The organism is Chitinophaga sp., from assembly GCF_035564935.1.
GTDB lineage: Bacteria > Bacteroidota > Bacteroidia > Chitinophagales > Chitinophagaceae > Chitinophaga.
This window is the reverse complement of record NZ_DATMTE010000013.1, coordinates 1-13,736: the sequence shown is the minus strand read 5'-3', so window position 1 is coordinate 13,736 and position 13,736 is coordinate 1. Positions and strand designations below refer to the sequence as shown.

Genomic DNA, 13,736 nt, shown 5'->3' with positions numbered 1-13,736 from the left:
ATATGAAAAAAAGCTACCGGTTTATTGAAAAGCATCTTTTTAACAGAAGATGGGGGACATATACCTGCCATCACCGGGAACAACTCCGTATTACCCTGTGTATTATCTGCAAAGAGCGGCTGTTCCATCTTAAAAAAACTTTTTGGAAGAATCTCCGGAAGATTCACTCATGGAAAAATATTGATGTGCTGTTGCTGGATTACAACTCCCGCGATGGAATGGACAAATGGGCGAAAAGAAAACTATTGCCATGCCTGAAAAATGGAAAAGTAGTTTATTATAAAACCTTTCAGCCGGAAGTATTCAGCCACAGCCATTCTAAAAATCTTGCGTTTAAACTGGCTTCCGGTGACATTGTGTGCAACATTAACGCTGATACTTTTATCGGCGCCGGTCTGGCCTGGCATATTAACCATGTATTCCGGGAGCATAAAAACCTGTATCTGTTCCCTTCTCCAAGGTTCGGGTTTGACAGTGGAACTGCGGGGGTTATTTGTGTACGCAAGTCTGATTTCCTTCAAATCGGCGGATTTGATGAAAGGATGAAAGTGTATGGATGGGAAGATGCTGATTTTAACAACCGCTTGCAAAACGCCGGACTTGAAAAGCGGTCTTTAACCTGCAAAGCCTTCCTGCAGGCGATGGATCATAAGGAGAAATATGATGTAAGGCAGTTGTCTGGTAAAGTAACGGCCATATACACAGACAGCACATCACCTGAAACAGAAGAAGAGGTATTGGTATTGATCCTTTTCCGGGACTGCACCTATAGAAAAGGAGTGATTGTAAATAACCTGATAAAGGCTGCAAATGACGAGGTGTTTGCGCTTGCTTTTGATGAGCGGCGGCATCAGTACAGTCATGAGCTGGCTGGCACTTTCTGGCAGGAAGGCATGTGGAAAGAAACGGATGACGATGTGGTGCTGATGGATACGGAAGGCTTATCAACGAACAGCAGGCTGAAAAAGAACGGGGAAAGCCTCAGTGGAGATATCGACGGCGCAGGCTGTACAGTGTTGTTCCCGGTAACAAATGAAGCGTTGTTTCACCTGATATTGTATTTCGAAATGGACTATAATAACCGGCTCATTATGATTACCAATATCGATGAAAAAGTAACAGCCGTAAATAATGGGATGTTTGGTCAGGGAACGGTTTTCAGGAATTTTGACTGGTCAGCACCCATACATGTGGAATAATACCACATCTATATTTATAATCAGCCGGCGGCTGAAAAGCAGGATTAGTTATGTGATCCCATCCTGTTCTATTGTTTACTCCTAAAATCAACGTTTATGCCGACAGATTTTAACCTGAAGAGTGACCTGGTTGTTCTGGCTCACCAAAGGAAGAAAGAAGATGCTTTCTGGCGGGCAACGCTTTCCCATGGTGTTGAGCTGTCTTGTTTTCCTTTTGATAATATCCGGCATGAGAATACTTCCTGCTTCAAAACCTTCCGTACCTCCCTGTCCCATGCATCGGGCAGCCTGTTGTGGGAATTTACCCGTGGTGAGGATATCAGGCTTTATGTGGCTGTTTGCGCTGCTGTATGTTATACGATCAGCAGGATTACAAGGCAACAGACGGTGTCAGTCGGCACTCCTGTTCTCGGTAATCTGAAAGAAGATGACGTATTCAACCAGATGCTGGTATTGATGTATGATCATCAGGACAACATCACCGGCCGGGATTTGCTGAATAAAATCCGGGACGTGGTCAGGGAAATTAACGAACATGCCACTTATCCGTTATCTGTATTAAGAGAGGAACTGGGACACAGGATTTTTGAAGAAGAAGAACTGAAGTTATTTGATATTTCACTGACATTGGAAAATGTACAGAAACGAAAGCCGGCGGAAGATACCAAAGTGAATTTCAATATTTTCTTTTCCCGCGCCGAACAGGATATTACCGTGGAAGTGCATTACAACAGCAGCTTATATAGTGAACTGGCTGTAGAGAATGTAGTGAGGCGGATAGATGTTTTCTTTAACCAGGTTATCGGCGCCCCCGATATGATGCTGCAACATCACAGCTATATGTTGGCGGAAGAAGAGAACGCAGTTGTGAATACATTTAATGCAACGGATACCGGCTTGCCGGCCCGGGGCTCATTTTGTGATGCCTTCCGGGACAATGTGCAACGAAAACCCGGGCAGATTGCACTGGAACAGGGGGCGTTGCAGCTCACTTTCGCAGAACTGGATAAAAGGTCAGACGCCGTTATGCATGATCTGCGAAGCCGCATTTCCGGCAAAGCAAAGATCTGCGTACTGCATCGCCGCAATACAGACCTCTTGGTTTGGATAACAGGCATAATAAAATCGGGGCATATCTATGTTCCCCTGAACGTGGAAGATCCCGAAGAAAGAATACAGTACATTCTCTCCGACACCGAAGCAGGCATGCTGATAGCGGATTCCTATTACCTTGAACGGAAACCAGGGATTACCCCGTTTTGCAACGGGAAAGGAATACCAGTAAACAGTCACCTGCCGGAAGTTCCGCTGAAGGCAATGCCGGCGTCGCCGCCATTGTTGTCGGATGTTGTATATATCATTTATACATCCGGAACCACGGGAAAACCCAAAGGGGTGCAGATAACTCATGGTAACCTGATGAATTACCTGCACTGGGCAGAGCAGGCTTATATAACAGCCAATGCAACAAGTATCGCGCTGCATTCAAACATCGCATTTGATATGTCCATCACCTCACTTTTCTTACCGCTGACAGCAGGGGGAAAAATGGTGCTTTACCAGGAGGGGGAGAATGACTTTGCCGTTGGCGCCATTGTGATGGACAACAAAACGGACATATTGAAAGTAACGCCTTCTCATCTGCGGCTGCTGATACAACTGATAAGCAGGGATCAGCTGGCTGCCATAGGTCCGTTGCGATTAAAGACACTGATCGTTGGTGGAGAAAACCTTACCTGCGAGATCGCTCAAAAAATAGCTGAGCTGTTTGGAGGAAAGGTAGACATATACAATGAATATGGTCCTACTGAAGCTACGGTGGGATGTATGATTCACCGCGTAGACCTCAGCAGTGACTACGGTTTGTCTGTTCCCATCGGAAAGCCTGTCAGTAATACGGGTATTTATATACTGGATGAACAAATGAGGCCTCAACCAGTAGGGTTTCCCGGCGAGTTATATATCGGCGGCAGCAGTGTAGCACCGGGATATTATCATCAGACAGCGCTTACCGCTGCCCGCTTTCTGACAGATCCCTTCCGGAATGGAGGATTGTTGTACAAAACAGGTGATCTGGCGGTCATGTCGCCTCAAATGAATATTCATTACCTGGGGAGGATAGACGAACAGGTAAAAATAAATGGCTACCGGGTTGAACCCGATGAAATTAAACGGCAGTTATTGGGTTTTGAAGGAATAATGGAAGCGCAGGTTGTTTTTCAGCAGGAGAAAGATGGGGCCGGCACCCTGGCATGTTATTATATTTCAGCGGAAGCTATTGAGGAAACAGCCTTGAGGGACTATTGCCTGAAGCGGTTACCGGTATATATGTTGCCATCGTTCTTTATCCGCATTGACGCCATTCCGCTTACGGCGGGCGGTAAGCTGGACAAAGCTTCGCTTCCTGCCTACAGGGCTTCTCCGGAAGAACCGGGAAGAACACCCGTTAGTGAAGAAGAAACCCGTCTGCTGGACATCTGGCGGGATATCCTGAAAAAGCCGGATATTCAGGTAACATCAGATTTTTATCTGTCTGGCGGCGATTCTATCAAAGCTATCAGAATGATAGCTACACTCAACAAAACAGCCGGTGTAAAACTAACGGTCAGCGATCTGCTCACGCATCCTACGGTGAGGCAGTTACTGGCTTGTATGCACAGAAAGAAGGAAGATGCCGGCAATGATGTTATTGACCGTGTGAAAGCGGATTTTACAAGAATAGCCGATACGGTACTGCAACAGATACCATCGCCGGATAAGGTTGACGATGCTTTTCCGCTCAGTGATATACAACTCGGAATGATCTATCATTCGAGAAGTGCAGACAACCTTGCATTGTACCACGACCAGATGATACACCGGCTACAGTATCCTGACTTTAATTTCCCCCGGTTCAGGCAGGCCCTGCTACTGATGATTGAAAAACACCCCATCCTGAGAACAGGTTTTGATCTCCATACATATGCCATGCCGGTACAGATTGTTTATAAGGAAATAACACCGGCGCTGCTGTATGTTGATCTTTCCGGAGAACAGGAACAGGACGCGGGTACACGTATACAGAACTTCCTGGCTGAAGACAGAAGGAATCCTTTTGATATTACCAGCGCACCTTTATGGCGATTAAATATTTTCTCCCTCAGAAAAGATGAGATCATCATGGTATGGGTGGTATATCATGCAATTATTGACGGCTGGAGCGATGCTTCCTTTAAAACTGAATTGCATAATATCTATCTCCGTTTGTATGAAGATAATACCTATAAGCCATCTCTGCTAAAAATAACTTACAGGGATTATGTGGTACAGGAATACGCTGGCAAGGGTAATGCGAACAACAGGCTTTTCTGGGAAAAGGAACTGCGTGGACTGAAACCGTTGCTGTTGCCTGCAGATACCGGCCCGGCTACAAGCGTTACTTCTATGAAATTCAGGTTGCCATTGGTATGGGGGCAAGGGCTGGATGCCTGTGCGGTACAACTTGATAGTGATGTACGGACCCTGCTGATGGCCGCCTGTTTACAAACGATGAAAATACTGACGCATGAGCGGGAGGTGACCATCGGGATGGTATTAAATAATCGCCCTGAAACGGAAGACGGTGATAAAGTACTGGGATGTTTTCTGAATACGCTGCCGGTCCGTTATATCATGGCGCCAGGGGATACCTACAGGGATCTCGTCCGACAGGTTACTGCGAAAATGAAAGGAGTACAACTGTATAAACATAGTACACTGGCAGAAATATCCGGTTTGCCGGGTAATTCGCTACCGGATGAAACGCCCTTATTCGATATCATATTTAATTACATGGACTTCCATGTTTATGATTCAGCAACGGGGCTTGACAGGTATCACCGGGAAGATGCGGCGCTGGAAGACTGGTCGGTAACTAATTATAAGCTGACTTTTAATGTTAGCAAAGTAGCAGGTACCTACGAGTTGGAATTGTTATACTACAGTGATTTTATTGCTTCGGTGCAACAAACCATCTGCAGCGCATGGGAACGTGTTATTGGTTACTTCATTACAGATGTTGGCAGGGAAATAGATTTCGCAGATCTGGTTGAACGGCAGGAAGCGCGGACGCCTGACAGTGTTGCATTAATCAGTAAAGGAAACACATTTTCCTGTGGTGAAGTTAACCGCCAGGCAAACCGCCTGGCAACAGTATTGCACAGAAACGGCCTGGAAAAGGAAGCCGTGGTGGGGGTAATGGCTGATCAATCGGCAAACATGATCATCGCTGTAATGGGTATCCTGAAGGCAGGCGCCGCATACCTGCCACTGGATCCGGATACAGCGGCAACACAGTTAACTGCTGTATTGAAGAACAACGGGGTGAAATGGATCATAGGCGCTAATATTTTAGATGATCCGGCTGTATCCATAGGAACGGACCTGGTTTGCAGGCCGCTGTGGGATTGGATAAAAGAAGAACCCCACACAGGATTGGCAGTTACCTGGCAGCCCGGTGATCCGGTACCTGAATATCCATCCGTTTTCATAACGGACGCCAACGGTCAGCAACTGCCCATGGGTATCACCGGGGAAATATGCATTGGCAGCAAAGGAATGTACAGGACTGGTTGTACCGGCAAAAAACTGGCAAATGGCGCAGTGGAACTGGCAGACCAGGTTAACAGACAACATTATGAAAAATGGGTGGAGGAGGAATCCTTAATAGTTCCCCGGAATGAGGTAGAAGACCTGTTGGCTGAAATATGGGCCGAAGTATTACAAACCGATAAAGGTAAGATTGGAATAAACAGCAGTTTTTTTCGGTTGGGCGGCAATTCACTAACGGTGATGCTGATGGGAGATAAAGTTCATTTGCGTTTTAATATCCGCATTTCAATAACGGAAATATTCAGAAACCCCACTATACAGCATATTGCATCATTCATCAGATCAAGAGCTGTTCTCGCTACAGGCGAGGAAAGCGGGATTCTCATTTAGAAAAAGGATTGTTAGCATTTAAGTTTTAACCTGTTCGTTATGATAGAGAAAATGAAAAGCAGAAACATTGAACTCAAATGGATGAATGGAATGCCGGTAGGTACAAAAAAGGTTGCTCTGCTGATACCACAGTATAACGAAGGGAAAAACTTTGATCTGTTAAACCGGCTGCACTACTTCAGGATGCTTGCAGAAGAGTATGAAGATTTGATGGATGTTATCCTGATTGATGACGGCTCCACAGATGATAGTTATTCCAGGATTTTAGCCTTCGTGAATGAGTTCCCCGACGCCTTCTTTTTTGCTTCGGTAAGGCCGAATGCCATGAAGGTAGGGGCTTTATGTATCGTGTCGGCGGCAGTACAACATGAGTATGTTATCCTGTCGGATTTTGATACTGATCTGAAGAACTTATCAGCATTACCACACTCCCTGAATATCCTGGACAAAACACCGGCGTATATCGGCTGTTATTTCAGGATGCTCCCTTTCTCGGGAAGCGGGCTGTGTTTCCAGCTGCAACGGCTTGAATATGCTTTTGCACGCATGTACTATAAGTTCCACCGGAAGGAGAACAGCGTGCCTGTTATGCCCGGGGCGGGCTCCTGTTTTAAACGGAAGCTGTTGCTGGACGTATATGCCTCCCACAGCGGATTGCGTAACGGGGAAGACAGAGAGGCTACGGTACTGGCGCTTAAACTGGGGCTGGAAACATTGTACTCGAAGGATATCCTGGCGCTTACCCGGCCTCCTCTGACTTTCCGTGCTTTGGTAATACAGCGGAAGCGCTGGTACCTGGGGTATATCGAAACCTTTTTCAAGGAAAAGGGATTTTACATTAAGATGTTGCTCCATTTCAGGCGGATTGGTATCCGCACCCTGCAAGACGCAATGGGGATTATTTGCATGTTGTTATTACCACTGGAAATACTCCTGGTTTTTCTGCTGAGCACCAAAGTGGCACTGTACATATTGGGAGGCACCTGTCTGGCTGTTTTGAGCTATTATTTTCTGCTTTTTGTCAGTAACCCCGATGAGAGAAAGGAAATATCTTTCAAAGACGCCTGCCTGATTGCAATATATCCCCTGTTTTGGCTGGCCGTTTCTTTTTGGGCCTGGTGGTACGCGGCAATCGTTTTTGGAAGAAGAAAGAAAGAAAGTGGAGAAGACAGGATAAACATTGTTAAAATGAGAAACCAGGATTTGGTGCTGGATGAAGCCACCAGTGAAAAATGATCATTGAACCTGTATTGTAAAATGCTTAAAAATTCTTGTATGTCTTCCAGCAACCCATTAATATCCTGCATTTGTGTTACTCACCGGAAACCGGCGCTGCTCGCCCGGGCTGTCAGATGTTTTGCAGCACAAACCTATCAGCATAAAGAGCTGGTCATCCTGTTTGAAGATAATGATTTGTCAACGCTTGCCTTTCTTGCGGAGATGCAACCGGAAGACAATATAAAACTCATCTGCATACAGGGCGAACCCAAAAAAACACTGGGCGAATTAAGAAACCTTGCCGTGCGGGCGGCAACAGGTGAATTTATATGCCAGTGGGATGATGATGACTGGTATCATATGGAACGGCTTGAGTATCAGCATCAGGTTATTTGTGAGACGAAGGTCAGTGGGTGCCTGCTCACAAGGTGGCTGGTGTATGACAGCAGCTCCGGAAGAGCGTTTCTATCTAACCGCAGACGATGGGAAGGTAGTATCATGTGTCGTAAGGAAGTATTTACAGGCAGAAAATATGAACATAAAGTAAGGGGAGAAGATACAGATATCATAGAGTACCTGCATGAAAATAATCACCTGGTTTATATCGACGACCGGCCCGACCTGTATGTGTATATATATCATGGTAACAATACCTGGGGCGTAGACCATTTTTCAAAAATATTTGAAAAGAGTATGGAATTGGCCGGCTATTCGTCTTTGATCGCCAACATACTGGACAGCGAATACAGCCCCGAAGAATGCAGGGCCTTTATCAACAGCATGGAATTAGGTTTACATGAGTAACACGGGAGACTAAGTTTTTCACCTTTCAAAAATCAGAAAATGGAAAATACAACGGAAAACCTGATCAGGTCCGGGCTGCAGGATACATTAACGGATGTAGCTTTACCGGCAAATGTGGAACTGACGTTTATCGGCAACGCATATACGCGTGTTTGTGTTGTTACTGCACTTGAAAAAGGGTGCCTGCTACCGGAGTGGATCCTGCAGCATGCCGGTTTTGTTACGGCCCTCTATGAACGCCAGCGGGCGTTGTTATTCCGGGGTTTTTACAGTTTGGGCAAAGAGGGGCTGGCCCAGGTGGTAAAACTGACTTCTGATGGCGGCGCATTGACTTACGCCGAACCATCTACCCCCAGAACGAGGTTGGGAGATGCGGTGTATACCTCCACGGAATACCCTAAAGACCAGCATATTCCACAGCATAATGAGCATTCATATTCGGGGTTCTGGCCTAAAAAATTGTTTTTTTACTGTGAATCTGCCGCCAGCACAGGTGGGCAAACACCCATATGTAACAGCGAAGCGGTCTTAAAACAGATCCCCGCGGCTGTTGTGGACCGCTTTGAATCGAAAGGCGGTGTCATGTACGTGAGGAATTTCTCAGATGAAATGGATATCAGCTGGAAGGATTTTTTTGGTACTACGGATAAAAGAGAGGTGGAGGCGTATTGTAAGGAGAAGAAAATGTCTTACAAATGGTTGGATAATAATCAGCTCAGGTTATCCCAGATTGCACAGGCCACCATTGTGGACCGGCGGTCGGGCGCAAAGATATGGTTTAACCAGGCCCATCTTTTTCATTCCTCTAACCTGAATACTGAAGTAATGCGTTATCTGGTGGATGCCTACGGGGAAAATCATTTGCCGAGAAATGCCTACCTGGCCGATGGCACTCCTATTTCCACCGGGGATATGGAAGCTATCAGAAACGCATACGATCAGGTGATGTTCAGGTTTGATTGGGAAGATGGGGATCTGTTGATGATGGATAACCTGGCCTATACCCATGGCAGGGACCCGTACACGGGAAGCAGGAGCCTGTTGGTAGCCATGTCTGAAGAAGATGGTATTGATAATTATCCCGAAAGTATCCCGCATATGCATTTTGATAATCCTACCCCGGAAAATAGCGGTGTGCATGAAGAAGATATTGTCGCCAACTCGCGGCAAACCACATCGAAACATTTCTTCCTGAAAGAGTCCAGGTTTGATAACAGCAAGGTTATGCTCAAATACAAGCTGGCTTTGTCTTGCCGGCTGTTGAGAATGCTGGAGTTGGATGAAGGAAGCATTAGCGGCCATATCAGCCTGAAGGTGCCGGGTTCGCAGAATCTTTTCTGGGTAAACCCGTTTGGGGTACTGTTTGATGAAGTGACACCAGACAACCTGGTGATGGTAGACGAAAATGGTGTGGTAGTAGAGGGCGATCACCCGGTGAATGTTGCCGGATTCTGTATTCACTCTTCCATACATCAGGCTAATAAAGATGTGAGTTGTATTGTACATACGCACTCTCCATGGGGCACTCTTTTTTCTGCTTTTGCAGATTGCAGTATCCTTCCCATTGATCAGAACAGTTGTATGTTCTACGATAATCACGTGGTTTACCGGGATTTTGATGGCCCTGTAAATAATCTCGGAAGTGCGCATAAGCTGGCGGATGCGTTGCAGGGGAAAAATGTGGCTATATTGGCTAACCATGGTGCGCTTACCTGTGGCGACGAACTGGAAACAGCGGTGATGTATATGGTATGCCTGGAAAGGGCACTCCGTTTGAATGTGAAAGCCCGGGAATTGAACACAGACCTCCGGTTGGTAGATGCTGCCACAGCATTGGCTTCCAGGGAATGGATTGCAAATCCGCTGGGTTTTAAAATAGAGTTCGACGCACTGGCGCGGAGAGTAGAGCGCCAGTATCCTGATATTACCGATTATTATCCCCAATCCATCGATATTTAACGTATCCGGTATCGTACAAAACCGGATAATGCCTGCCATTCCCAATATTAACCTTATTTATATGAGCATTAACGATCTGATCCTGGAGATAGAACGTAATCATATTGACATAGCCATCAATGATTCCGGTAATCTGAGCATTGTGTTGTCGAAAAACAACATGAAAAACCAGCCGCTTATTGAAACGATAAAGGCGCGTAAGGAAGAGATCATTGGTTTTCTAAAAGCGCGGGAAGTAGCCGGTAACACGCTGTTTCCGGTCCAGGCGGAGGCCGCGGAATATTGGCAACAACTGCTGCACGGCCTGGAGCCTACACTGCCTGAAAATGTGATTGTACGCGATGCCACAATGAAGCGGGGAACTGCCGGTGTATTGCATTTATCTTATCAGCATAACAGGGACATCTTATCCTTCCTGAAGCAACAGGCTATTAATGCAGCTACTGCACTCAACTTTACCGGTGGCTGGGTATTGTCTGCCTACTATGGCGAAAGCAGGTTTGTATGGGGGAACATGCTCCCGCAGCGTGATGACCAGCATACCATGGCAGGTCCGGGAAATGGCGTGGTACCGCTGGTATACGACTTTTATCAGAACAAAACGGTGATGGAAGCGCTTCAGGATTTTAGCACGCAGCTGTCACAATCAGAACATTTTTCTGCCGCCGTACCAGATATGGCCGGGGGCAGTCTTTTCAGTGTATATTTTCGTTTCCGGGATACCACCGTGGGTACTGAAAATGCCCGGTCTTTCGTGGGGATTGCTGCTTCTCCCTTCTCTATGGAAATAATCGTTACCCCTACTGAAACAGACGTAATGTTCGAAATTCATTTTAGGGCAGATCTGTTTCCCGAAAAGATGGTAAAGGAAATGATGAACCTGGTGATGCAGCAATATAATAGCCTGGGCGTGATCAGAGATCAGCTGCTGGTGTCTGCAGGCATTTTCAGGCAGGATATTGCCCTGGCCCGGACCAGTGGCCCGAAAGCTGTGATTCCGGCTTTTTCCCTGGTGGAGCTGTTCAGTGCATCGGTGAAAAATTATCCCGGATGTATTGCCGTGGAAGATGCTGAAGGCGGTTCCATGACCTATGCAACGCTGGACGAAAGGAGTAATTATATCGCCAACCTGCTGACCGGCAGGGGTATCTCCGGACCGGTGGGTATTTACATGCACTATTCTGTGAACCTGATAGCAGGTGTACTGGGAGTGTTGAAGGCAGGGTGCAGTATTGTCAGTCTTGAGCATGGATTCCCGGCCAATAAGTTACAGTGGCTGGCAAAAGCTTCGGAGTTATCCGCCTGTATATTGGGTGAGCAGGAAATGGAAGGAATGAGTGAACTACTGCTTTCTTCATTACCGGATTGTATATTGATTGGTTTGCCGGAGCAACTCCCGGCCGCTGCTCTGAAAAGTGTACCAGTTACCTGTTCTCCGGCAGACAACTGCATATTATATTATACTTCAGGCTCTACCGGCGAACCTAAGATTGTAAGAACCTGCCACCAGAATGTACTGAATGGTTTGGTGTGGTTGCGACATCACTTCCCGGCTACCCGGGATGAAACATTCTGTATGAATATCAGGTTGTCCTTTAGTCCATCTGTCCGTAACATTTTTGAGGCGCTTAGTCAGGGTGCCAGGTTACTGGTAATACCGGAGTCGCTTTATCATCACGTGGATGGATTTTGTGGTATGCTGGCAGAAAAGAACGTTACCAGGATTTCATTGACACCCAGCTTTGTGAAGGTGTTGATAGATGGTAATAAGATGGAGCAGCTGAAACAGGTCAGGTTGCTTGAACTCCGGGGAGAGGCCATTAAGTCGGCCGACTTCAGACTTATACACAATGCCGTACCTGGCGTGACAATACTCTGCAGATACGGTGCAACAGAGGCTTCTTCCACAGTTTATAACCTCAACTATGACGGCCCGTTTGAATACTATCCGATTGGTAAGCCAACCTATAATACCACCATCAGTATTGTAGACAGCCACCTGAACATAAAGCCGCTGAATGTAGTGGGAGAGATACTGGTAGAGGGCAGCAGTGTGTCTGCAGGGTATCTGAATGCGGGCAACAACGAAAATGCTTTTAGGCATGGAGATAGCTTCCCGCGTGCATATAGGACCGGCGATCTGGGTTTTATGGATGAAAATCACGTGTTGCACTATGTAGGGAGGAAAAACAGGATGATTAAGCTGAGAGGATACAGAATAGAACCCGGTGAAATAGAGTATACCCTTGAGCAGTTTGAAGGCATTATAAAAGCAACGGTATTATTGGATAGCAGAGGGGAGGCGTCGAGGCTTGCGGCGTTTTGCCAGGTAAATGAGCCCTCCCTTTTTTCTGAAAATATACTTAAACAATTCCTTTCCGAACGGTTGCCTGCCTATGAGGTGCCCGCCAGAATTATGACAGTGAAAGCGTTTCCACGAACTGTTACGGGAAAGATCGATTATATGGAACTTCAGGAGCAGCTTCATCGCGAAAACAGTAAGCAGTCCAGGTTGCCTGCTTCTGTTACAGAGGAGCGCGTATATACAATATTTACCAGCCTGATGCCGGATATTCCGGTGTCGATAGACGAAGATCTGTATGCCATGGGAGCTAATTCTATAGTACTGATGCGGGCTGCGTTCAAACTGGGAGAGGAGTTCAATATTAAACTGAAAGCAACACAACTATTCGCCAGCAATACGATCGGAAAGCTGGCGGCATTTATAGAGCGGGCCGCGGCGGAAAATAAAGCGGTACAGCATAGCGACTACGAATTGTTCCATCACCATCACAGCCATAAACATATCTTTTTTATGATTCCTCCACTGACCGGCATGCCATTTTATGCTGAATGGGCCTCTTTGGTTCCTGCGGAAGCGGATCTGGTGATGTTTGCCCCTGTTGCTGCAGACAGGTATCGTACTTTTGGAAGAAGTATGGAAACACTGGCAGTTTTTTATAAGAACATAATCCTTCAATTGGGCAAAGGCAAAATGATATACCTGGCAGGATGGGCTTTGGGCGCTTCGCTTACATTTGAAATATGCCTGCAACTGGAGGCGATAGGCGTGAAGGCGCAAACCGCTTTCCTTGTTACTACCGGGGTGGATGATAAGGAAGAATACGAACAATTTACCGGAGCATTAGAGCATTCAGCTATATTAACCGGGAAGTACCAGCCAGCGGGAAAGTATACCGGGAAGATCTCACTGATCGGATCCGGAGAACAGCATGATGCGACCAACAGCATTTTCCGTGAATATTGTACAGGAGAGATTTCCGTGGAAACAGCAGATCTCCGGAATGCCAGCGAACTGGCCCGCGTTATTTTTTCAGGGATAGTCTGAAACAGGATAGTTATCCCGGACCGATGAAGATTCTCTGCTACCTATCTTCTATAAATAAATCCTTCCTTTGACTCCATCCAATAAAGAATATTTCAAAACACCGATGCGGTGCTGCTTCCATCTTAGACCTATGCGGAACAGTTGTTAAATGAAAGTGTGGGAAAAGGACATTCTTAGAAAAGATGCACCGCCCGAAGAGCTGAGTTAAGGAGCTTTTTCCTGTTATTTAGATTAAGATAATGCCGGCC

At 46.4% G+C, this 13,736-nt stretch carries 6 protein-coding genes; all 6 read left to right on the top strand.

Features of this window, described 5'->3' with window-relative positions; translation table 11 throughout:
• Positions 1-2: 2 nt before the first annotated feature.
• The 6 genes from VN105_RS00395 to VN105_RS00370 all read left to right on the top strand — a co-directional run bounded on the left by VN105_RS00395 (position 3) and on the right by VN105_RS00370 (position 13,488).
• On the top strand, positions 3-1,199 hold the full coding sequence (locus tag VN105_RS00395; protein ID WP_325636822.1) for a glycosyltransferase family 2 protein: 1,197 nt from the start codon (positions 3-5) through the stop codon (positions 1,197-1,199).
• Between the two features lie 96 nt (positions 1,200-1,295).
• Positions 1,296-6,158 (top strand): non-ribosomal peptide synthetase, encoded by a 4,863-nt coding sequence (locus VN105_RS00390; RefSeq protein WP_325636820.1) that lies wholly within the window; start codon positions 1,296-1,298, stop codon positions 6,156-6,158.
• 51 nt (positions 6,159-6,209) lie between these two features.
• Complete coding sequence (locus VN105_RS00385) at positions 6,210-7,394, top strand: glycosyltransferase family 2 protein (RefSeq protein WP_325636818.1); 1,185 nt, start codon at positions 6,210-6,212, stop codon at positions 7,392-7,394.
• Positions 7,395-7,433: 39 nt separating this feature from the next.
• Positions 7,434-8,180 (top strand): glycosyltransferase family A protein, encoded by a 747-nt coding sequence (locus VN105_RS00380; protein WP_325636816.1) that lies wholly within the window; start codon positions 7,434-7,436, stop codon positions 8,178-8,180.
• Positions 8,181-8,219: 39 nt separating this feature from the next.
• Positions 8,220-10,139, top strand: coding sequence for a class II aldolase/adducin family protein (locus VN105_RS00375; RefSeq protein WP_325636814.1), 1,920 nt, complete (start codon positions 8,220-8,222; stop codon positions 10,137-10,139).
• Positions 10,140-10,200: 61 nt separating this feature from the next.
• Positions 10,201-13,488: an AMP-binding protein gene (locus tag VN105_RS00370; RefSeq protein ID WP_325636812.1), complete on the top strand. Its 3,288-nt coding sequence runs from the start codon at positions 10,201-10,203 to the stop codon at positions 13,486-13,488.
• Positions 13,489-13,736: the final 248 nt, after the last annotated feature.